At 63.4% G+C, this 22,446-nt stretch carries 22 protein-coding genes; 5 read left to right on the top strand and 17 right to left on the bottom strand.

Features of this window, described 5'->3' with window-relative positions:
• The first annotated feature begins 17 nt into the window (after positions 1-17).
• A complete protein-coding gene (locus tag D002_RS0105730; protein ID WP_018140958.1) occupies positions 18-1,226 on the top strand; it encodes a response regulator in 1,209 nt (402 codons plus the stop codon).
• 332 nt (positions 1,227-1,558) lie between these two features.
• Here D002_RS0105730 and ppx read toward each other — a convergent pair whose 3' ends face one another.
• Genes ppx through egtD form a run of 3 tightly spaced genes read right to left on the bottom strand, consistent with a single transcriptional unit; the run spans position 1,559 to position 4,601 of the window.
• Positions 1,559-3,058, bottom strand: a complete 1,500-nt coding sequence (gene ppx, locus D002_RS0105725) for an exopolyphosphatase (RefSeq protein WP_018140957.1) — start codon at positions 3,056-3,058, stop codon at positions 1,559-1,561.
• A 2-nt stretch (positions 3,059-3,060) separates the two neighbouring features.
• Positions 3,061-3,573, bottom strand: coding sequence for a histidine phosphatase family protein (locus D002_RS0105720; protein WP_018140956.1), 513 nt, complete (start codon positions 3,571-3,573; stop codon positions 3,061-3,063).
• Positions 3,574-3,578: 5 nt separating this feature from the next.
• Entirely contained in the window at positions 3,579-4,601 is a 1,023-nt protein-coding gene (egtD, locus tag D002_RS0105715) for an L-histidine N(alpha)-methyltransferase (RefSeq protein ID WP_018140955.1), read from the bottom strand.
• Positions 4,602-4,684: 83 nt separating this feature from the next.
• Between egtD and egtC the strand changes: the two genes are divergently transcribed.
• Genes egtC through D002_RS0105700 form a run of 3 tightly spaced genes read left to right on the top strand, consistent with a single transcriptional unit; the run spans position 4,685 to position 7,441 of the window.
• Positions 4,685-5,467: an ergothioneine biosynthesis protein EgtC gene (gene egtC, locus D002_RS0105710; protein WP_018140954.1), complete on the top strand. Its 783-nt coding sequence runs from the start codon at positions 4,685-4,687 to the stop codon at positions 5,465-5,467.
• Between the two features lie 15 nt (positions 5,468-5,482).
• A complete protein-coding gene (locus D002_RS0105705) occupies positions 5,483-6,673 on the top strand; it encodes an SUMF1/EgtB/PvdO family nonheme iron enzyme (RefSeq protein ID WP_018140953.1) in 1,191 nt (396 codons plus the stop codon).
• Positions 6,674-6,688: 15 nt separating this feature from the next.
• On the top strand, positions 6,689-7,441 hold the full coding sequence (locus D002_RS0105700) for an SIMPL domain-containing protein (RefSeq protein WP_018140952.1): 753 nt from the start codon (positions 6,689-6,691) through the stop codon (positions 7,439-7,441).
• Positions 7,442-7,811: 370 nt separating this feature from the next.
• Here the strand turns inward: D002_RS0105700 and D002_RS0105695 are convergent, their stop codons facing one another.
• From D002_RS0105695 to D002_RS0105630, 14 genes are all read right to left on the bottom strand, one after another.
• Complete coding sequence (locus D002_RS0105695) at positions 7,812-8,501, bottom strand: hypothetical protein (RefSeq protein ID WP_018140951.1); 690 nt, start codon at positions 8,499-8,501, stop codon at positions 7,812-7,814.
• Positions 8,502-8,575: 74 nt separating this feature from the next.
• Entirely contained in the window at positions 8,576-9,796 is a 1,221-nt protein-coding gene (gene flgL / locus D002_RS0105690) for a flagellar hook-associated protein FlgL (RefSeq protein WP_018140950.1), read from the bottom strand.
• A gap of 22 nt (positions 9,797-9,818) precedes the next feature.
• Positions 9,819-11,702 carry a flagellar hook-associated protein FlgK gene (gene flgK, locus D002_RS0105685; protein ID WP_018140949.1) on the bottom strand — a complete coding sequence of 628 codons (1,884 nt, stop codon included), beginning with the start codon at positions 11,700-11,702 and terminating at the stop codon, positions 9,819-9,821.
• Positions 11,703-11,764: 62 nt separating this feature from the next.
• Entirely contained in the window at positions 11,765-12,805 is a 1,041-nt protein-coding gene (gene flgJ / locus D002_RS0105680) for a flagellar assembly peptidoglycan hydrolase FlgJ (protein WP_018140948.1), read from the bottom strand.
• Positions 12,805-13,980, bottom strand: coding sequence for a flagellar basal body P-ring protein FlgI (locus D002_RS0105675; protein WP_018140947.1), 1,176 nt, complete (start codon positions 13,978-13,980; stop codon positions 12,805-12,807). The genes flgJ and D002_RS0105675 overlap by 1 nt, the downstream gene beginning before the upstream one ends.
• A gap of 69 nt (positions 13,981-14,049) precedes the next feature.
• Positions 14,050-14,748: a flagellar basal body L-ring protein FlgH gene (gene flgH / locus D002_RS0105670; RefSeq protein ID WP_018140946.1), complete on the bottom strand. Its 699-nt coding sequence runs from the start codon at positions 14,746-14,748 to the stop codon at positions 14,050-14,052.
• A 4-nt stretch (positions 14,749-14,752) separates the two neighbouring features.
• Positions 14,753-15,541: a flagellar basal-body rod protein FlgG gene (flgG, locus tag D002_RS0105665; protein WP_018140945.1), complete on the bottom strand. Its 789-nt coding sequence runs from the start codon at positions 15,539-15,541 to the stop codon at positions 14,753-14,755.
• 35 nt (positions 15,542-15,576) lie between these two features.
• A complete protein-coding gene (gene flgF / locus D002_RS0105660) occupies positions 15,577-16,317 on the bottom strand; it encodes a flagellar basal-body rod protein FlgF (protein ID WP_018140944.1) in 741 nt (246 codons plus the stop codon).
• Between the two features lie 32 nt (positions 16,318-16,349).
• Positions 16,350-17,582, bottom strand: coding sequence for a flagellar hook protein FlgE (gene flgE, locus D002_RS0105655; RefSeq protein ID WP_018140943.1), 1,233 nt, complete (start codon positions 17,580-17,582; stop codon positions 16,350-16,352).
• Between the two features lie 43 nt (positions 17,583-17,625).
• Complete coding sequence (locus tag D002_RS0105650; protein WP_018140942.1) at positions 17,626-18,300, bottom strand: flagellar hook assembly protein FlgD; 675 nt, start codon at positions 18,298-18,300, stop codon at positions 17,626-17,628.
• Between the two features lie 11 nt (positions 18,301-18,311).
• On the bottom strand, positions 18,312-18,731 hold the full coding sequence (gene flgC, locus D002_RS0105645) for a flagellar basal body rod protein FlgC (RefSeq protein ID WP_018140941.1): 420 nt from the start codon (positions 18,729-18,731) through the stop codon (positions 18,312-18,314).
• A gap of 27 nt (positions 18,732-18,758) precedes the next feature.
• Positions 18,759-19,166, bottom strand: a complete 408-nt coding sequence (gene flgB, locus D002_RS0105640; protein ID WP_018140940.1) for a flagellar basal body rod protein FlgB — start codon at positions 19,164-19,166, stop codon at positions 18,759-18,761.
• Between the two features lie 216 nt (positions 19,167-19,382).
• A complete protein-coding gene (locus D002_RS0105635; protein ID WP_018140939.1) occupies positions 19,383-20,198 on the bottom strand; it encodes a protein-glutamate O-methyltransferase CheR in 816 nt (271 codons plus the stop codon).
• A 229-nt stretch (positions 20,199-20,427) separates the two neighbouring features.
• A complete protein-coding gene (locus D002_RS0105630; RefSeq protein ID WP_018140938.1) occupies positions 20,428-21,357 on the bottom strand; it encodes a chemotaxis protein in 930 nt (309 codons plus the stop codon).
• Positions 21,358-21,681: 324 nt separating this feature from the next.
• On the opposite strand from D002_RS0105630, the gene flgA reads away from it, so the two are divergent.
• The gene (gene flgA, locus D002_RS0105625; RefSeq protein WP_196800107.1) at positions 21,682-22,356 is read left to right on the top strand and encodes a flagellar basal body P-ring formation chaperone FlgA; all 675 of its coding nucleotides are present in this window, start codon (positions 21,682-21,684) and stop codon (positions 22,354-22,356) included.
• Positions 22,357-22,446 lie beyond the last annotated feature (90 nt).

The following is a 22,446-nucleotide window of genomic DNA, read 5'->3' as shown; positions in this document are numbered from 1 at the left end:
GAGCATCCGGACCCCCTATGAAGATCCTGATACTGGAAGACGAAGATCTCATGGCGGATCTCCTGAAGACGCTCGTTCGCGGCCTTTATCCCGATTCCGACATCTTCCACGCGCGCTCCATTACCGAGGCCCTGCGACGTTGGCGCGAGACACACCACGACCTCGTGCTGTCGGACCTGTCGCTGCCCGACGGGAACGGGCTGGACTTCCTGCGACGGGCGGCCATCGATGGCCGCGTCACGCCCATCGTCATCATCACCGCGAACCCGGACCGTAAGAGTGTCCAGCGCGCCGCTCGCTACGGCGTCCGGGGTTTTATTTCCAAGCCCTTTGAGGCGGAACTGGTGCATGACCGTCTGCAAGCGATACTGGCTACGGGAGCGACTACCGCCGAGTCCCGCGAAGAAGCCGAGGGCAAGCCGGAGGCGCCCGCCCTGGAAAACGCCCTGCAACAGGCCGAATCCGGTGAGCTGAGACTGCCTACACCGATCGATCTTGACGCACTGCGGGAATTGAGGGCGCGGGCCGACACACTCTCGCTGTCCGAACTGGAGAAGGCCTGGCAGGACATTCCATCCCTGGTCACGCGCCTGATCGATGCATCCAACGGCACTGCTCTGAGGCGCACCGACACCCCCAATGCCTCGCTACGCGACGCCCTGCAGGTTCTGGGCATCCCCACCGCCCTGAATCTGGCAATGGCCATGGCCCTCGATCTCACCACCACACTTCAGGACCCCAACCTCCAGACCCGCGCCCGGCATTACCAGGAACAGAGCGAGCGCATGGCCCACCAGGCCGCGGCCCTGGGTCGCAGCCTGCGGGCGGACGCCAGCCTTTGCTTTACCGCCGGACTGATGCATCGCCTGGGCGAGCTTGCGGTCATCGCCACGGCACAGCGCTGCGTCCTTCAGGGCTGCACCCTCGACCCAGCCGCCCTGGATACGGCGCTTGCGGGGGACTGGCCCGCTCGAATGGCCGTAGCGCTGAAATCGCGTCTGCGCCTTTCTCTCCCTTTAAAGCAGATGATTGGGGCCGCCCACGGCTTCGGTCTGGGCAGCGGCCACATTCATCTCCCCATCATGCGCACCGCCTTCTTGCTGACCAATGGGGCGGCGGACTCCGCCGAATGCCAGAAACTGCTGAGGCGCCTTGGTCTGTCGGACTACGACACGACTGGCGAGACGCCCGGCCAACAGGTCCCGCCCCAGGGAAACGCTAGTTAGTGAACGCGCGCGCGCCTGGCACCCCGGGTATCCGGGGCAGGACGTTTCCCACAGCGAGTAGCGCCTCTACCTCCTTCCTTGCAGGACTCGGGGCGCAACGCCGGGTCAGTGAATCTGGAGTACAACCCCCGGACGTGACTGAAGACAGGGACCCGGCCGCGCGACTCGTACCGTCCACACGGCCACGCGTGTCTGGTCGATCCTCCCGGGATTAAGGCGCTCCGGAACCTTCCCCGCTTATTACTGCGCAAGAGAGGCTTACTGGAAACCTGCCCGGCCCGAACGGGTCCGGGGACAAACACCTCAGCCCAAGCGATATTCCGTATCCGCCGTCAGGCGAACTCGAGTTGCAGTGCGTGGCGGGTCCACTCCTCACACTCGGCGTCGAGGTCGGCCCGTGTCAGGGGATGGGCATCCAGCCACCCCGTCGCGAAGCGCAGCGCGAGCCCTTCCGCGGTCGCCTCGATACGCTCCAACGGCACCGGATCCGGCGCCCGCGAGCGATGCAACAGCACGGCCAGGCGCAACAGGACCGCCATATACCGAAAGGCTCCCGCACGATCCTCCCGCACACCACCCAGCAGCTTGGGTTTCAGGCTCCGCCGGTGCAGCCGCACCAGCAGCGCAAGCTCCGCCTGCTCCGGCTGCGAAAACCCGGGCAGGTCGGCCCACGTGAGGATGTATTCGCCGTGCTTGTGGTGCTTGCTGTGGGCCAGGGCGAGGCCGATCTCGTGCAGCTCGGCGGCCCAGTCCAGGCGCGCGGCGTCGTCCTCGTCCAGCCCCCAGGCGGCGCGTACCGACGTCACTAGGCGTGCCAGCGTGGCCTGTACACGCTCGGCCTGGGCCGGGTCCACCGCAAAGCGCCGGCGCAGATGATGAATGGTGCGCCCGCGCACGTCCTCGTGCCGGAAGCGACCCAGCAGGTCATGCACCACTCCCTCGCGCAGCGCCCCGTCGGAGGGATGCAGGCGCTCGATGCCCAGCGCCTCGAACGCGCCCAGCAGGACCGCCAGTCCGCCGGCGATGACCGGCGCCCGCTCTGCCGCCAGGCCGGGGAACTCCAGCCCGTCGATCGAGCCCTGCTCGATCAGTGCGTCCCGCAGACGCTCGAGGGCCTGCCGGTCCATGCCCGGCGCCGAGTCTAGGCCCGACTCCTGCACCATGCGATCCAGCGCGAGGATCGTGCCCGAGGCCCCGAGTGCCTGATCCCATCCCTCGGCCCGGTAGGAGCTGGCAATCGGCTGCAGTTCCTGCTCCGCTCGCAGCCGGGCGGCATCGAACGCCTTGCGACTCAGCTTGCCGTCGGCGAAGAAGCGCCGGGTAAAGGTCACACACCCCATCTCGAGGCTCTCGGCCAGGACCGGCTCGAAGCGTTCCCCGATAATGAACTCGGTGCTGCCGCCGCCGATATCCATCACCAGGCGCCGGCCACTGTCATCCGCCAGCGTGTGGGCCACGCCGAGGTAGATCAGCCGTGCCTCCTCGCGCCCGGCGATGATCTCCACCGGATGTCCGAGGGCCTGCTCCGCCGACCGCAGAAAGGCCCGGCTGTCATGCATCTGGCGCAGCGTGTTGGTCCCAACGACCCGCACATGACCGCGCGGCAGCTGACGCAGCCGCTGGCCGAAACGATCCAGGCAGTCCAAAGCCCGCTGGGCGACCTCCGGATCCAGCTGTCCCTGATCGTCGAGGCCGCTGGCAAGCCGCACCATCTCCTTGAGCCGGTCCACCTTCAGGACCTCGCCATCCTGGCGCCGAGCCACGATCATGTGAAAGCTGTTGGATCCCAAATCGACGGCCGCAACCGTCTCCGTATGGTGAGCCTCCTGCATGCCTAATGCGCCTCCCCATCGGCCAGCCGTTCGAGGACCCGCCGCGGGAGGTGCCAGACAAGGCGCATCGGCCCCGGCACCGAACCCGCCAGCCCGCAGGCATCGCCCTTGCCCATATGCACCAGACTCCGCCCCCCGGGCGCGCCCAGCAGGCAGCTGGCCAGGAGCGACAGGTCGGGCTCGTGGCCCACCAGTACCAACCCGTCATTCTTCGTCTGGTTCCGGGCCAGGGCCTCGACCTCCAGCCCGGCGGGTTGTCCCGGAGCCAGCCATTTCTTCTGTCGCACCGGTACATCCAGCGCCTGGGAAAGGGGGATCGCCGTCTGTCGGGCGCGCAGATAGGGGCTGCACAGGAGCTCCACGGAAGCCGGTAGCAGATCGCCCAGCGCCTGGGCCATGCGCACCGCGCTGACCTGCCCCTTTGCGGTCAGCGGCCGGTCACGATCGGCCCCGTCCCAGTCGCCGGGATTACCGGCCTGGGCATGCCGCACCAGCACCAGCCGCGGTTCCCGCATGCCGCTCAGGCCGCCCCGGGCCGCAGCAGGAACAGGGAGTACCACGCCTCGGGCGCCGACCACTCGGCCTCGTGTTCCAGCCCCGCCGCCGCCAGCAGACCATCGACCGCCTCGCGGCTGAACTTGCGCGAGATCTCGGTGCGGATGATCTCGCCTGCCGCGATCTCCAGGCGAGCCTCGGGCTCCGAGACCTGCACGACCTGGTCGCGACGCGCCACCAGGTGCATCTCGATCCGCGAATATTCTTGCACGAAGGGCGCGCGGTGATCGAAACCCTCGGGGTCGAAATCCGCCCCCAGCTCCGTATTCAGCACTGACAGCAGATTCAGATTAAACGCCGCGGTGACCCCCGCCGCATCGTTGTAGGCCGCCTCCAGCACCGGACGCGGCTTGACCCGGTCCAGCCCCAGCAACAGGCGATCCTCCGCATTCATGGTCGCGCGGATCCGGGTCAGCAGGGCGGCGGCCTCTGGGTCCTCGAAATTCCCCAGACTGCTGCCGAGAAAGGCGAACAGTCGGGGACCGTCGCCACGCGCGCCGGCGACCTCGCCCAGGTGGCCCAGGGCCGCCGCATAGTCGCCGCACAGACTGTCCACCCGCAGTTGATCGAAGCGCTGCAAGAGCCGCTCGCCCGCCTCGTCCAGGATCTCGCCACACACGTCATTGGCGACGTAATGGGGCGCCGCCACGCGCCGCTCCAGGGCGGCCAGCAGGTATTCGGTCTTGCGCGAGGTCCCGCTGCCCAGCTCGAATAGCGTCCGGGCGCCCGATGCCTCCACGATCGCATCGGCATGACGCTCCAGGAGCTCGGCCTCCAGGCGGGTCGGGTAGTATTCCGGCGTGTCGCAAATCGCATCGAACAGCTGCGAACCCCGTGCATCGTAGAAGTACTTCGGCGGCAGGGATCGCGGCGGCTCGAGCATCCCCGCGCGAAAATCGGCCAGTAACTCGGCGTGGGCGTCGCGTTCTTCCACCACCCGGCGGCTGTAACGGGAGGAAACGGGTACAGCGCAGGCGTCGGCGGACATGCGGGCTTCCGTATCAAGAGGGTTTGCGGCACGCTAGCATGAAACCACCGACGTCCCAACTGTCCCCAGGGAAGCCCGGATCAATGTGCCGACATCTCGCTTATCTGGGCCCACCGATCACGCTGCGCAGCCTGATCCTGGACCCACCACACAACCTGATCGAACAGGCGATCGCGCCCCAGGAGCTGGTGTATGCGCGGGTGAACGCCGATGGCTTCGGATTCGGCTGGTTCGGCGCGGGGGACATCGCCCGAAATTACCGTCGTGCCGATCCTTTGTGGCAAGACCCCAATCTGGAAGATTTGGCCAGCGAACTCTCGCAACCGCTGTGGGTCGCCGCGATCCGCAGCGCCACACCCGGGTTCGGCGGCGATACCGTGAACGCCCAGCCATTTGCCCGCGAAGGTCTGCTCTACAGCCATAACGGCCTGATCAGCGGCTTTCGACCCGGCATCCGGCGCCAGATCCAGAACATTCTGAGTACCGAGGTCGAGGCCAGCATCCAGGGCACTACCGATTCCGAATACCTGTTCGCGCTAGTGCAGCAGTACCTGGCAGACGACGAAAACGCGACGCTGGAAGGTGCGCTGGGTGAGGCTTTTTCAACCGTGGAGACCTGGCTGGGCGCAGACACGGCGCTGCTGAACGTCATTCTCTCGGACGGGCGTCGGATCATCGCCAGTCGCCACGCGGTCAATGCCCCTTGCCCCAGCCTTTACTACACCACGGATGATGAAACCTTCCCCGACGACAGTGTGGTCGTGGCCTCTGAACCATTGACCGACCGGGAACGCTGGCGCCCCGTGCCCCCTGGACACCTCCTGATCCTTGATCCGGATGAGCCTCCGGAACTCCTGGCGTTGTAGCGGGCTCCATCGGATATGAATGCCGTCCATCCGTTATCCAGCACGCCGGAACCCGACCTTCTGGACGCCCTGCACACGCAGCACCAGCGCCTGAACGCCGCGCTCGAAGCGACACCCCGCCAGGAGTGGCGCAACCAATACCACCCGGACCTCAGCCCGATGGGCTGGCATTACGCCCATTGCCACTTCATCGAGGCGGTATGGCTGCAAGAACGCATCTTGGGAAACGCACCGTGCCAGCAGCATGACTGGCATACGCTCTACTTCCCCGAACTCAGTCCGAAATGGCGCCGCGGCGGTCGGCTTCCATCGGCCGAACGCCTACTGACATGGGGACGGGAGTGCCAGGAACGCCATCGCCGCTTGCTACGAGAGGACCCGCAGGTTCGCCAACACCCCCTGCTGGAACAGGACTATCTGGTCGGTTTTCTGGCCCAGCATCACGCGATGCATCTGGAGAGCCTGGAACAGGTCCGCTGGTGGGCACAGCTGACGCGCCCCACCCCGCCGGTCCCCGTCCCCACTCGACCAAGGACAACCACGTGGCCGACCACCGACTGGGCCTGGATTCCGGGCGGCGAGGCCAGCGTCGGGTCCGATGCCGTGATCACCTTCGATAACGAGCGCTCGCCGCATCCCGTAACACTGGAACCCTACGCCATTCGTTCCCATCCAGTTTCGAACGCCGAAATCATCGCATTCGTGGAATCCGGTGGTTACGCACCCGAGGAGCACTGGGGCCCGGACGGCGAAGCCTGGCTAGAACGCACCGGTGTCAGCGCCCCTCTCGGCTGGTGGCGCCTGCGCGATGGCACCCGCGTCCAGACCCTGCCGGACGGGACCCACACACTGGAGCCAGAAGCCCCGGCTGTCGGGCTGTCGTGGTTCGAAGCGAATGCCTACGCCCGCTGGGCCAATGCCCGCCTCCCGCATGAACACGAATGGGAACATGCGGCCCGTTCCGGCATCCTTCGGGACACAGGCCACGTCTGGGAATGGTGTGCTAACACCTTTCAACCCTATCCCTGTTTTCGACCCTTTCCCTATGACGAATATTCGGCCCCCTGGTTTGACGGAGCACACTATGTGCTGCGTGGAGGCAGCGCGTGGAGCGATCCCCTTCTCAAACGCCCTACAATGAGAAACTTCTTCACCCCAGACAAGCGCCACGTGTTCTCCGGGTTCCGGCTCGCACGCAGCTTGTGATTCCGGAGATCCATGATGTCATCACGCCATAGAACCCGCCCCATCCACCTCCGCGGCTGGCATCTTGCCGTCCTGGCCAGCATCTTTCTGGCACTGCCGGGAATCGCTCTGGCGAGCGATGAGACCGCCAAACTGACCCTGACAGGACAAGCCGAACGCCAGGTAGCGAATGACGAGATGACCGTACTGATGACCGCAGGGGCACGGGCGCCGGAGGCGGCCAGCGCCGCGGCCACCGTGAACCGCAACATGGAAGCCGCCCTGGAGCAAGCCGCAAATTACGAAGCGATTGAGGCGCGCACCATCGGTTATTCCACTCGCGCCATTCATGACCCCGACGACCGCAGCCACATCCAGGCCTGGCAGGTGGAGCAGAACCTGGAACTGACCAGCGGCGACTTCGAGGCATTGACCGAACTGGCCGGGGCCCTGCAACAGGGTAAACTCACCATCAGCCAGATCCGCTTTTCCTTGAGCCGCGAGGCGCGCCAGGCGCATCGCGAAGACATGATCGAGACCGCGATGGCCGACCTCCAAGCACAGGCCCGCGTAATGGCCCGGTCGCTGGGGGCCCGCCAGCTTCGCACCGAGGAAATAGAACTCCTGGACGACCATTACGACCGTCCACAACCAATGATGGCCATGCGCGCAATGGACGAGTCCGCAAGCCAGCCGGCCCTGGAGGCCGGGCATTCCACACTCAGCCTTCGAGTCAGAGGAACGCTCCAAGCGCTAGGCGCCGCAACCCTTGACGTAGAACCCCGTTAGGGCGCGATCCTCCCGACAGCAGCGAGGCGGAAAGCGAGGTCAAGGGCAGGTTCACCACGAAGCGCGCAAAGACCAGAAGCAGGGCTGGGTCAAGGGCGATTCACAGGAAGGCAGGGAGGCTTGTGAAGGGTCTGGATGGCGTACCTTGGGTAGGGCGTGCGGGTCATCCCGGCCGGAGCGGAGCGTAGAGCCGAGATCTCCTGGCCCTGCCACGAATGCCCCGGGAGGCCCTGAATCACTGCTGCGCGGCTTGCGGACTGGCGGGGGTGAAGGGGCCGGTTTCAGGGGTGGCGATCTCTTCGAGGTAATGCAAGACGAAGAATCCCTGCCCTTTGAAGGAAACCGTATGTGCCCGATCCGGGCATTCGCTTCAGCGGGCCAGCTGCAGGGCCAACTCGCCGTCGCGGACCTCGATGGATTCGACCCCGGCACGGAGTTGCTGAAACGGTTCCAGCGCCAGGAGGTCCTCGTCCTTCAGGCCGCCCAGCCAGGCATCTGGCAACGGGATCCCGGCCACGCTGACGCCCACGAGATGGGCGTATACCTGCCCCTCTTCCGTTCCGAAGCGCACGCCCGAGCGCACATTGAGTACGCGACCGCCCAGCAAGGGGATGTCCGCCGGTACGTCGATCCGCACCCGAGTGCTGACCTGCCCCGGCGTCAGCCGGATGGCGACCCGACCCGCCAGGTCCAGATCCTGCGCAATCATGGCATTCAGCTCGCGCTCGCTGAAGCGCACCTCGCGCGCCTCGGCCCGTTCTTCGTAGAGCTCCGGCACCAGGGGCTCGGCCTCGGCGTCGAGATCAATGATGGGATCGCTGGGCGCCGAATCCGGGCGAGGCTCACCATCGCGCTGGCCCAGCGCCTGGAGTTTGGCCTCCAGCTCGGCTTGTTCCTGAACGTCCAGGGTGACCGACTCCGGCTCGCCCGACTGCAGGTGGATAATGCCCCAGAATCCAGCCCACAAAGCAGCCAGGATCAACAGCACAATCAGATAACGCGGGGGCCGCCCAGTGGATCGGTACTGAATGGGCGCGGAGGGTTCTTGCTTCTTGGCCATGCCGGACTCTCGTAGATCGAAACGGCCTCATGGTCGCATAAAGGCGCGCCCAGGACGTACGCGGAATCATCCGATCAGAGGAAATCGAACAACGACAAGCGATTCACCTGGGTATAGGTCTGCTGGGCCGCCTGCAGGGCTACCTGCTGCTGGTTGAACCGGCTGATCGCTTCGGCGTAGTCCAGGTCGCGGATCTCGGAGACCGCGCTGTTCAAATCCACCAGGCGGTCCTCATTCAGGTCCTTTTGCTGATCGAAGCTCTTCAGGCGCGACCCCACTTCGGCGCGGATGTCACTGAAGTTACCCAACACGGCATCAAGATCCGCCAGTGCAGTGTTGCTGGCAGTGGCCAGGTTAGCGCGACTGCTTCCGCTGGCGCCCCCCTCTTCCAGGGCAGCAATAATCGCATCCAGGCTTTCGAAGACGCTTTTGTTCTGCGCCGGCCGAGATTCCACTTCATCCCCGAGTTCGGGCGTACCGCTGAGGGTAATCGAGCGTCCCTGGAATGTGATCGCCTCGCCCGGCACATACGGACCATTGGCGACCGTGTTACCACCCCCATCCTCGACTACATACCCGATCTCGCCACCGCCCAGATCCTCAAAGGTGATGGTGTAGGTGTCTGCGGTCAGGCTCGCCGAGTCATTAACGCCGGTCTGATCGATCACCAGGCGGCTACCCGGCTCGCGGTTGATCACTTCGGCACCAACACGTCCATCATTCTCCGGAATGTCCATGAACACCCGGGCGCCGGTGTCTCCGATTGGTATCTTTCGGTTGGCCGAGATCGCAACCTCGCGGATACTCCCCGTACCATCGGCCCCTTCGTAGCGCACCGCACCCGAGCCATCCTGCTGGAAGGGCTGCTGCAACGATTTGGTACCCGCAAACAGGTACTCTCCGTTCGGGTCCTTGGTGTTCGCGATATCGAACAGACCATCCCGCAGTTGGCGCAATTCACCGGCAAGGTACTCACGCGTTTCATTGGTCTGGCTGTCGTTGTTACCCGCAACCACCAGCTCGCGAGCCCGCTGTAGCAGGTCCGTCCCACTCTGCAGAGCGGATTCCTCCTGCTGCAGGCGCGGCTGGGTATTGTCGATATTGCGCTGGAACTGCTTGGTGGCCTGGATGATGCGCTCGAACTGGTTGACCTGGGTCGCGCCACTCGGGTCGTCAGAGGGACTCAAAATGCGTTCCCCTCGGCCCATCTGTAGCGAGGTCCGGTTCAATTCCACCTGACCACGCTGGATCTGATCGATCCCAGTCTGGAAGATTTGGGTGCTCGAGATGCGCATAGTCTTGTGTCTCCGATGGCCGCTAGCGGCGGACCGCGCCCAGCAGCGAATCAAACAGCGAGTTGCTGACCGAGATGACCTGTGCCGCCGCCTGATAGGCCTGCTGATAGCGAATCAGGTCCGCCGCCTCTTCGTCGAGGTTAACCCCGGACACCGCCTCGCGTTGGGCGCGCGCCTGCTCCAGTTGGGCATCGGCTGATTGCTGGGCGACCTGGGCCTGGCGCGTGCGTGTACCGACATTGGCAAGCAGACTGTTGTACCCATCCCCGAAGGTGCGATCACCGCCCACAAGGCGCTCGTCTGACAAGTCGTTCATCGCCAGCATGTTGCGGTTATCGCCCGGGTACCCGGCATTGCTGCCAACCTCGAATGTGTCCCCATCCGCCGGGGTTCCGCGGATCTCCATCTCCCAGCCATTCACGCTAATGGTGGTGACACCGTCCGGATCAAGGGCAAATGTCTCCCCTCCGACTGAGAATTCCTGCGTCGCGCCGTCGAAGGTGACCACCGCGTCCGCCAGCAAATCTGGGTCATCCGCATCCACGGCCTGCACCGAAGCAATCGTCGCATCACCGCTATTGCCAGCTCCACGATCCGCCCGCACGGCCGCAGCCGCCGCGATACCGGAAGGGTTCGTCATGTCCACCGAAAGGTCCCGCGCGCCATTGCGGGTTGGCTGAATCAGCCACTGATCGCCGTCCGCCGCGCCGAGACCATCAATATCAATCACCAGCCCATCCACCGGCTCCGCGACGTTATCGCCATCCAGCACCAGCGTCGTGGTCTCGCCATCGGACAGACGTGTCAGCTGGTAGTCCGTCCCGTCGAAATCCAGCCGGTAATCCGACGCCGTGAGTTCTCGGGTATCACCAAAATCCACAGCGGGCGTCCCGTTGCTGCTATTGCCTGGGAAGCCTCGGACCCCCGGGCTGCCGACATCAAAGATATCGGCGCCCAGTTGATCATTCAGATCCAGCCCGAGGTTGTTCTGCTGGTTGTATTCGCTACCAATACTGATGGCGAGCTGGCCCAAGGTGTTCTGCGCGTCGTCGATAATCCCCGAACGAGTCTCCAGCAATCCACCCAATTCACCGCCATCGATGAAACGTGAAACGTTGACTGTACCCCCCGAGCCGACGAGCCCAATATCCGGCGCCCGCGGGTCCCCAGTAAGTGACTCGGCCACCAGTTCACGATTGTTTCCGCCAAGCACCAGCGCCTGACCATTACCCACGAACACGTTGACCGCACCGTCGTCCTGTTCGGTAACGCGCACGTTGACCTTCTCGGCCAGCTGGTTGAGCACCCGGTCCCTTTGATCCAGAAGATCGTTGGGCGTCCCTTGAGTGGATTTGGATACGATCTCGCGATTGAGCCCGGCCACCGCCTCCGTCAAGGAATTGATCTCGTCGACGTTGGTACGGATCTGACCGTTAATGATCTCGCGCTGCTCCTCCAGGCGCCGGTCGATGGAACCGAATCGCTCCGCGAGCGACTCCGCTTCAGTCAGGAAAACGGTCCGCGCGGCATTGGAAGTCGGATCGTTCGCCAGGTCCTGCGCCGCATCGAAGAAATCCTGCAGCACAGGGGTCAAACCGGAACTCGAGCTGCCAAGGAGGTCATCGATGCGCCCAGCGAGAGAGGCCTTCAGTTCCGCGTTCGACTGCTCGGAAATGGAGTTGCGCAGCTGAGTATTTACAAAGTCGTCGGAGATACGACGGATCGTATCGACCTGTACGCCCTGCCCCTGGAAGCTGCCACCCAGAAACTGAGGGGTCTGATTGGAGAATTCGGTGCGCTGACGGCTGTAGCCTTCGGTCGCCGAGTTCGCGATGTTGTTGCTGGTGGTCCCGATCGCGCGCTGGAAAGCCAGCAACGCCGAAGTACCAATACCGGACGTGCTCATAGCCGCTCCTCCCCATGGAGGACCGGCTCAGTCAACGGATTGGGCCATTTCTGCTTCATGCTCTACCCCTCGTTCCGGGTAACGGCCGCCTCGGCCGCGACTTGAGTCGATCCAGCGCCCTGGTGGGCTGCCAACTGATCCCGCACCCGCAGGACCTTGTCCGCGTAGGCGGGGTCGGTCGCATAACCGGCGTCCTGCAGCTCGCGAATGTACTGCGCGTCATCTCCGGCCTGCAGGGCGCGGTGGTAACGCGGGTTGTTGCGGATGAAGTCCACGTAGTCGGAAAACGACTCGGCCGGGTCGGAATAGGCGCGGAAGCGTGCTTGTTCCCGCTGGGCCACGCCCTCACGGAACTCCAGCGTCCCCACCGATACGCGATCCCCATCCCAGCGACTGTCGGCCTTGATACCGAACAGATTGAAACTCGGCTGCCCATCGGCCCGTGTCGGCACGTGCTGGCCCCAACCCGTTTCCAAGGCGCTTTGCGCCAACAGAATGCCCGGGTTGACCCCCAGCTCTTCCGCCGCATCGCGCGCCAGGGGCTCCAGCGTTTGCACGAAGTCGGCGGCATCGCGCGGGGGCCAAGTGATCGACGTCGATAGCGGCGCCGCCTTGCGCGCTGCCTCTGTCGACACCGCATCCGGTCGTTGAGACCCCACCGGACGCAGCTCGGTTTCAGCTTCGCCCTGCAAAGCCCGCAAGGTATCCAGCTCCGAACGCCGCCTCGGCAACTCGAGGGCTGCCTGGCGATCCGGATCGTTGAGCGTCTCGGCATCGACCGGCTGCTGGGCGGAAAGCTGGCGCATCAGGACCTCGCGCAACCCAATCCCGTCCCCCTGGCTCATGGACTTGGCGAATTCCTGATCCTGCATTTCCAGGTACATATTGCTTTGGTCATTGTCGAACAGGCCGTCACCCAGAGACGCCTCGCGCATCTGCTTGAGCATCTGTCCGATCAGCATCGCCTCGAACTCGCGTGCAACCGCCTCGAGGCCCTTTTGGTCGCCTGAACGGGCACCCCGGGCCAGGTCGTGCAGGCCACTGGGGTCGGAGGCCATGGCCGCGCGGGCCTGCATCTGGGTGTCGACGCCCGAGCTAATCATTAGATGACCACCAACTCTGCCCGCAGGGCCCCCGCCTCGCGCAAGGCCTCCAGGATTGCCACCAGATCGCCGGGGGCTGCGCCCACATTGTTGACGGCACGTACGATCTCATCCAGGGAGGTACCGGGGTCGAACAGGAACATGGTGTTGTCACTCTCCTCGATCGCAATATCGGTATCCGGCTGGATGGCCGTTTCGCCCTCTCCAAAGGGCGCGGGCTGCACCACCTGAGGCGCCTCGCTGATCGTGACTGTCAAGCTCCCGTGCGACACCGCCGCGGGTGTGACCTGCACGCTGGAACCAATCACGACCGTGCCCGTGCGCGAGTTCACGATCACACGGGCAGGTGGAGTACCGCGCTCAATGGGCAGATTCTCAAGCTCCGCCACAAAACCAACCCGATGGTCAGGGTTGGACGGGGCGCGCACCTGAACCGAAGAGCCATCCAGGGCGTGTGCCACACCATGGCCAAAGGTGTCATTGACCGTCTGCACCAACCGATTGGCCGTGGTGAAATCCGGACGATTCAAATTCAACGTGACGTGATCGCCTTGGGCGAAGGCCGTTGGCACTTCACGTTCTACGGTCGCGCCATTGGGGATTCGGCCCACACTGGGGACATTGACCGTGATGCGAGAACCATCCGTGCCCTCGGCACCGAAACCACCGACCACAAGGTTGCCCTGAGCGATGCTGTAGGTCTGCCCATCCGCGCCCTTCAGAGGCGTCATCAGCAGCGTCCCGCCGCGCAGGCTGGTCGCGTTACCCATGGACGAAACGGTCACGTCGATCCGCTGGCCGGGCTTGGCAAACGGAGGCAGTTCTGCGGTCACCATGACCGCCCCAACATTGCGTAGCTGCGGGTTGCCCGCATCCGGCGTCAAGCCCAACTGGCCCAGCATATTGTTCAGACTCTGGATCGTGAACGGCGTCTGGGTGGTCTGGTCACCCGTGCCATCGAGGCCCACGACCAGGCCATACCCGATTAGCTGGTTATCGCGGACACCAGACACGCTGGCCACGTCCTTGACCCGCTCCATGTAGCTGCGTTCCTGCATGGCCGCCTGCTGCTGGATCGCGGTCTGGGCGGAGACACCGGCGCTTCCCAACCCCGCGACTACCAATGTCACGGTGAGCAGCAATCCCAGCCGCAGCCAGTCGCCAAAGGGTGTCATCCGACTGCCGGGGGCGCTTTGTTTCATGGGTGTCGTGTCCATGTCGTACCTCACCGCGGTCATACCGGGTCAGAAGGGCCAGATCGGGCTGTTGAAGAACCGAGTGATCCAGCCGGGCGTGTTGCTGTCCGCCAGGACACCGGAGCCGCCGTAGTACACACGTGCATTGGCCACCTGGGTCGAAAGGACGGTGTTATTGGTCGTCACGTCTACCGGGCGCACGATGCCGCGAAAGCGCACATATTCCTCGCCCTGGTTGATGCCCAACCACTTTTCGCCCTGGACCACCAGATTCCCGTTCGCCAATACCTCGGCAACGGTCACGGTGATCTCGCCATCGAGCTGGTTGCTCTGCGAGGAATCCCCAGACCCGTCGAAGTCCCGCGAGCTGGAATTGCTGGCGCCGAACAGCGGGCGCCCCTGGAAGGTGGCATCGCGCCCGAAGGCGGAGAGATTGCCAACGTCGAGGTTCGAATCCTTGCTGGTGGACGTAGACGCCGACTTCTGGGCATTGGTGCTCTCGGCCAGGATCACCGTGAGGATGTCCCCCACGTTGCGAGCCTTGTAGTCCTCGAACAGTCCCTGGGAATGCGCCGCCTGATAGATGCCGCCATTGTTCTGCGACTGCGGCACTGGCTGCGCCGGCATCACCGGCTGATAATCCGGGTTGTCGTCCGGCTTGGTCGTATGCGTCGCCGCACAGGCCGACAACAGGAGCGTGGCGGCAACGGCCAGACCGGGGCGAAGAAAGTGTCCGAGGCGGGTCATGGCATCACCCAATCGTCTGATTGACGAACTGCAACGACTGGTCAGCCGCCGAAATCGCCTTGGAGTTGACCTCGTAGGCGCGCTGGGTCTCGATCATGTTCACCAGTTCCTCGGCGATGTTCACGTTCGAGGTCTCCAGCGAGCCCTGTACCACCGTGCCGGTGCCATTCAGCCCCGGCAGGGATTGCTGCGCCACACCCGACGCCGCAGTCTCACGGAAGAGGTTCTCGCCCACCGCCTGCAGACCGGCCGGGTTCACGAAATCGGCCAGCTGGATATTGCCCAGCTCCACCGGCGCGGCCTGACCCGGAATCTGCGCGCTCACCGTGCCGTCCTTGCCAATCGCCAGGGACTGAGTGTCCTCCGGCACGAACAGGCCCGGCTGCAACGGATAGCCATTGGACATCACGACCTGGCCATCGGAATTCAGCTGGAAGCTGCCGTCACGGGTGTAGCCAACGTTCCCGTCCGGTAGCAGGATCTGAAAGAACCCGCGACCTTCAATGGCGACATCCAGCGAGTTGTCCGTCTGCTGCAGATTGCCCTGCTGGAACATCTTCTCGGTGGACACGGCGCGCACCCCGGTCCCGATCTGCAGGCCCGAGGGCAGCTGCTGATCCTGGGTGGCCTGGGCGCCGGGCTGGCGCACGGTTTGATAGATCAGGTCCTCGAATACCGCCCGGTCCTTCTTGAAGCCGGTGGTATTGACGTTGGCCAGGTTGTTCGAGACCGTCGACATGCGCGTGTGCTGCGCGTCGAGGCCGGTCTTGGCGATCCACAGTGCCTGGTTCATGGTGTTCTCCTGTCAGTCCTGCAAAGTGACCGCTGCTAGCCGAGGCCGAGCAAGCGGTTGCTGCTTTGTTCCAGCGTGTTGGCGCTGTCCATCATCTTCACCTGCATCTCGAAGTGACGGGACAGCTCGATCATTCGGGTCAGGGCCTCGACGGTGTTGACGTTGCTACCCTCCAGCATCCCGGAGACCAGGCGCACCTCGGCATCCGCCGGGGCCTCCCCGCCTTCCGCGAGACGAAACAATCCGTCATCACCTCGTTGCAGCGCGTCGGTGTCCGGGTTCACCAACCGAATGCGTTCCACCGCGGCCAGCGCCTCCGGCCCCACGCCCAGCGGCCGCACGCTGATGGTCCCGTCGGTACCAATCTCGATCTGCTCCGCCGGCGGGATCGCGATCGGACCGCCATCGCCCAGCACCTGGTGGCCCTGTGCAGTGCGCAACAGACCGAAGGCATCCACGTGCAGGGAGCCGGCACGGGTGTAGCCTTCTTCCCCGTCCGGACCCTGCACCGCGATAAAGCCCTCGCCCTCGATGGCGATGTCCAGATCACGTCCGGTGCTCTGCATCTTGCCTTTACTGAAGTCCACGCCTTCATTGCCAACCTGGGTGTAGTCACGCGAGGCATATCCGGGACCACGTACCGGTACGGTGTCCGCCGTGGCCAGGGCTTGGCGAAAGCCGTCGGTATTGGCGTTCGCCAGATTGTGGTTGTTGATGGCCTGTGCGTGCATCGTCTCTTTCGCACCGGACATCGCGATGTACAGGAACCGATCCATGCTCAAGCCCTCTTCAGCGTCTCATCCGCTACTTAACGAATGTTGATGATCGTCTGGGTGACCTGATCGGCCGTGGAGATCGTCTGCGCATTCGCCTGGAAGTTGCGCTGCGCGGTGATCAGCTTCACCAGCTCCTGGGCGATATCCACATTCGAGGCTTCCAGCGCACCCGCCTGGATGGTCCCGAGGTTCCCGGTGCCGGGGGCCGCGAACACCGGCTCCCCGGCCGCAAAGGTTTCAGCCCAATTGTTGTCCCCAAGCTGTTCCAGGCCCTGTGGATTGGTGAAATTGGCCATCGCGACCTGCCCCAGGACGGTCGACTGCCCGTTGGTGAAGCGGGCAAATACGACGCCGGAGTCATCGATATCCACACCAGTCAGGCGCCCGGAAGCAAAGCCGTCCTGACCGAGGTCATTGACGGCAAAATCGCCGCCGTACTGGGTCGTTCCGGCAAAGTCCATCTCGAAGACCAACTCTTCCGCACCATTGCCAAAGGTCCCCGCCGGGACGGTCACCTCTGCGGGATCTGGAAGAACCGTATCGAGCGCGCCACTGCCATCGAATGTCAGGTCGAAGGAGTCATAGGCCTCACCGTCGACAGCCACATGAGCGGTCCATTCGAGCTCATTCGCACCCTTCACGAAATAGATGCTAGCGTCGCGGGACGTGCCCAGGGAGTCATACACCGTCAACGACGTCGAGAAGTTGTACGTGTCCGGATCACCCAGGTCGAACGGCGCGACGGGCGGCTCCTCCGCATCGGATCGCAGGTTAAGAAGGGCCTCAACCGACGTCGTCGCCCTCGGAGGCGCCGCCCCCGTTTGCAGCCGAATATCCTCCAGCTGACCGGTGTTGAAATTCGGATCGGAAGAATTGGCATCCTGCGGTGGGTAACCCTGCAGCTGCTGGCCCTGACTATTCTCCAGGAACCCATCACGGCTGACTTGGAATGCGCCCGCCCGGGTATAGGCCCTGGTGCCCTGATCGTTAAGGACGAAGAATCCTTCGCCTTGGATCGCCAGATCCAGGCCGTTCTCGGTGAACTCGGTCCGACCCTGAGAGAACTGCTGGGTCACGGCGTGCAGGCGCGTACCGGAACCGATGGCCGTCTGGCTGATGCCACCGAAGCTCTGGGCAAACACATCACCGAACTCCGCACGCGAACGCTTAAAGCCCGTAGTTCCAGAGTTGGAGACGTTATTACCGGTGGTCTGCAGGTCGGCCTGGGCCGCGTTAAGACCGCTCAATCCGATATTGAAAGGCATAGGGTGTTTCCTCCGTTAGGGTTCGCTCGTCGCGGGCCCGGCGTCAGCCGCCAATCCGCCGTACATCCGAAAAACTGATTTCGCCAAGGCCCTGCACGGTCAGTGCAAGCCCCGAATCGCCACCTACCGCGACGCTTTCCACCCGAGCATCCAGAAAGGTATCCACGGATTCGGTCTGAGTGCCGGAACGAGCCGAGGCCTTGAATTCGTACACGCCGGGTGGGGCGAACGTGCCGTCGTCGCGCATCCCGTCCCAGCTAAACTCCCGAAGGCCACTACCCGCAGCACCCAGGTTCATCCGGCGTATGCGCTCGCCGTTCGGGCTGTACACATCGATTTGCAACTCATCCGTTGAGCGCTCGAGGTCTACTGCGCCATTGATCATCCCGTCCGGGCCCAGCTCGCCGAACTCCACCGGAACCAGCACGTCCTTACCCACCAGCGAAGCCGCCTGCAACGTCTGGTTCTGCCCCAGCGACTGCGCCAGCTTTTCAAAGGACTTCGACAACTGCTCAATACCGGTCACCGTCGAGAACTGGGCCATCTGGCCAAGAAAGTCACCGTTGTCCATCGGGTCCATCGGATCCTGGTTCTCAAGCTGAGTGGTCATCAGCTTGAGGAAGTCCGATTGGCCCAAACGGTCCATCTCGCCTTCCGGCTTCTTGTCAGGGCGCGACAGGCCAAGACGATCCAGAAGTTCAGGGGATATCTGTGTCATGTGGAGTTCCTCTAGCCTTGACCGATCTGCAATGTTCGCTGGAGCAGCTGACGCGAGGTTTCCATCACCTCGACGTTCGCCTCGTAGTTGCGCGAGGCGGACATCATGTTGGCCATCTCCTCCACCACGCTGATCGCCGGGCGGAAGATGTAGCCCTCCTCGTTCGCCTGCGGGTGGTGCGGCTCGTAGTGGGCATGCGGGGCCGCCTGCGATTCGGTAACACCGGCGACACGCACCGAGGTCGCAGAACCGTTCGGGTTGGCCTGATCCATCACGCTTTGAAACAACACCTGCTTGGCGCGGTAGGCCTCGTCCGGATTCGTGGCCGCCGTGTTGGCGTTGGCCAGGTTCGAGGCCACGGTGTTGAGGCGCACGGATTGCGCCGACAACGCCGAGGCCGAGGTATTGAAAAGGCTAAAGAGGTTGCTCACGACATCGATCTCCCGATCCGGTCGACGTTAGCGATCGCCCCGCAGGGCTTCGCGGATGCCAGAGACCCGGCGATTAAGGAATTCCAGACTGCTTTGGTACTGCACGGCGTTCTCCGCAAAGGCGGCCCGCTCCATCTGCGGGTCCACGGTGTTGCCGTCCAGGGATGCCTGCGAAGGCACTCGGTATAGCGCCTCGGCCTGTCCGTTCATGGCGCCGGCATTGGGGTCGAGATGTGCCGCCTGGCTGCGAGCCATAGGCAAGGCGTTGCCGCCCCCGGCCGCGGACTCCAGCACCGAGCGAAAGTCGATATCCCGCGCCTTGTAGTTAGGGGTGTCCGCATTGGCGATGTTGGAAGCGAGCAATTCCATGCGTTGCGCACGCACGTTGATCGCCTGCGGCAAAATCCCCATCGCCTTGTCCAGTGAGAGACTCATCTGCTTCCGTCCTGCCCGCCGTTGGCGGCCCTCGCATCGAAACGGAGACGCAACCATTGCGCTCCCTTGTATGGAGGCAGATGCAAGGCCTATGCCATCGGAGGGGAACAAACGTCAGGTACGAGGAGGAGGCGGAGAGGGCCAGCCGTTCAGGCCCCACCCGGAGCCCGCATTGCACGGGCCTTTTGGGCACAGCAGCCCGATATCAGAGATCGATCAGGACTTCACCCGCAGGACCGAGCCATACTCGGTCCGCACCGTCTCGAAGGACTGCGTGTAGGGGCCTGCCGTCTCGGAAGCGCCAAGAAACAGGTAGCCACCTGGGTTCATCTGCCGGGCAATACCGTCAAGAACCTGTCGCTTGGTCTCGCCGGAGAAGTAGATCAGCACGTTCCGACAGAACACCAGGTCGAACTTGCCTAGCGCCGCATAGCTATCGATCAGGTTGAGCTTCTGGAAGCGACAACGGCGCTGGACCTCCGGGATGACCTTGTGCCCGTCCGCAACCGTTTCGAAAAAGCGGGCTCGACGACTCTCACTCAAGCCACGCACAATGCTCAGACCGTCATAGATGGCGCGCCTAGCGTCTTCCACAATCTTCTCGGAAAGATCAGTGCCCAGAATCGAAACAGGCACCTTGCGGCTTGGACGGGACTCCTCCCACTCCGAGACCACCATGGAGATGCTGTAGGCCTCCTGGCCACTGGAGCACCCCGACGACCAGACCTTAATACTGCTGTTCTTGGCAGCGAGTTCCGGCAACAACACATGGCGCAGGATCTCGAACGGAAAACCATCACGAAACCAGGAGGTCTCGTTCGTCGTCATCGCGTCGATCACACGCGTCCGCAGGCGCGGATTCGGCGCCTGGCGCATCGCATGCAAAAGTTCAGGAACGCTCTTGAAGCTGAACTCGTCGAGCAGGCGCGACAAGCGGCTGGACACTAGGTATTGCCGGCTATCGCCGAGCACGAGACCGCAGCAATCCTGCAGGAAACGCGAGAATTCCTCGTAGTCGCGGGAATCAATCACCCGTTCATCCCTAAGCGCAGTCCATGGTGATGGAGCATCCTGATGACGAATCCTTGACAGGGCCGCCCGGCTCCACGGTCCGGGTCAACATCACTAAGCAGCTTCCAGTATACGGTTTCCAGCACTCGGCACGACAGGCTCCAAGCCCAGAACGCTGCGCAAGCACCGATCCGGCCATTCAGCACCGCTCCTGCATGGCCACCCGGCAAGCGGCTGCCGCCTCGCCGCGTCACTGACCATCACGCCCGGTCTGATCCAGCACCGCGCTCGCCAGCTCGTCCGGGTTGAACTTGGACAAGAAGGCATCGGCACCCGCACGCTTGACCATGTCGGTGTTGAATTCGCCACTAAGCGAAGAGTGCAGCAGCACCTTCAGATCCTTAAGCCCGGCAGAATCCCGGATGCGCGCAGTCAGGGTATAGCCGTCCATCCGCGGCATCTCGATATCCGAGATCACCAGCTCGATCTGTTCTCTGATCGGACCTTCCTCGGCCTTTTGCTCCAGGAACTCCAGTGCTTCCTGGCCATCCTTAAAGATCACGTATTCAAAGCCCAAGCCATTGATCGCGCTTTCGATCTGTTTGCGGGCAACCACCGAGTCATCGACGATTACTACCTTGCGCCCCCCTGGTGACACGGCTTCGTCACGAATAGATTCGGAGACCTCGGTTGGCAATGGATTCACGATGGAAAGCACCCTTTCGACATCGATGATCTCGACCAGCTTGTTGTCGATCTCGGTCACCGCGACCAGGAAGGATTCGCGCCCGGTACCGCGCGGGGGTGATTTCACATCCTGCCAGTTCACGTTGACGATCCGATCCACCGCCGATACCCAGAAGCCCTGCACAGAGCGATTAAATTCGGTGACCACCACCTTCTGGGAGTCGCTTTCGCTTGTACCCGCGGCGCTTCGCAGGCCCATGGATAGGGCCAGGTCAATAATTGGAACCGTACCGCCGCGCAGGGTCGCCACGCCCCGCACCACGCTCATCGAGCCCGGGATCTGGCGCAGGGGCGGCGATGGGATGACCTCGCGCACCTTGAACACGTTGATCCCAAATGTCTGAGACCCGCCCAGGTGGAACAGCAGCAGCTCCATCCGGTTCTGCCCGACCAACTGTGTTCGTTGATTCACATCGTCAATGAATTGACTCATGGTGCCGCTCTCCTTGTCCCGAATACCGTGCGCTCGGGCCGGTATCTGTGCCCGAGTTTGCACTGCGCACCCCCGGCCTGTCATTCATACAGGCGCGCAGGCCCCGCCACGCGCCGTCTCCTCGGGATAACGGCGGCTGTGGCCCGGGCTTGAACCGAACCCCCAATCTCTTCCTGGCATTAATTGTGCATACCTCTTGCCATGCCAGGGGCATTGTGCCCCCGTACACGACGTAGCACCTCCGCCCTGGGCGGACAGGAAACGAAAATGGCACTGTGGCCAACCGACAACCACCGAATCAGGGCCCCGCGCTGGCTGGGCCTGATCGCTATTCTGGTATTGCCAAGCGCCGCAGGCGCCGCGGAGATCCATCCCGTCGGAGAGATTCGCCAAGCCGCCGAGCAATTCCTGTTACAAGAGCTAAACGCCTCGGCTGCGGACGACATCAACATCGAGATCGGCCAGCTCGACAACCGCTTGCGTCTGGCCTATTGCCACGATGGACTGAACGCTCGATTCCCACCCGGCGGGCGAAGTGATGGCAATACCGCTGTCCATCTCCAATGCGCGGGCCCGGTGACCTGGCAGCTGTACGTCCCGGCCACGGTCGAGCGCTACGCCGAAGTGCTGGTAGCCAGCCGCAACTTGCCGCGTCAGCACACACTCACGAACGGGGATCTCCGCTATCAGCGGATCGAGACGTCGCGGCACGCCGGCAGTTATCATGAAGACAAATCCGACCTGGTCGGCCAACAAACCCGTCGCAGCATACGACCGGGACAAATCATTGGCACCCAGCATGTCACCCAGCGCGAAATCGTGAGCCGCGGTCAGCGGGTGACGATTCTGGCCGAGAACGGCTCGATCGCCATCCGCATGCAAGGGGAAGCGCTGGAGAACGGTACCCTGGGGGATCGCATTCGGGTCAAGAATGCCTCTTCAGGGCGCATCGTAGAGGGCGAGATCATGCCTTCCGGGCATGTCCGGGTCGCGCTTTAAACACCGGTTTGTGAAGACGGTTACAAAACCGGTCGCGCTCGGGCTACAGTTTCAGTCATCCCGGCCGTAAACAATTGCAGCACAGTTACA

The organism is Thioalkalivibrio sp. ALJ7 (assembly GCF_000376865.1).
GTDB lineage: Bacteria > Pseudomonadota > Gammaproteobacteria > Ectothiorhodospirales > Ectothiorhodospiraceae > Thioalkalivibrio.
The sequence above is the reverse complement of the archived record's forward strand: the minus strand, read 5'-3'. Positions and strand labels throughout refer to the sequence as shown.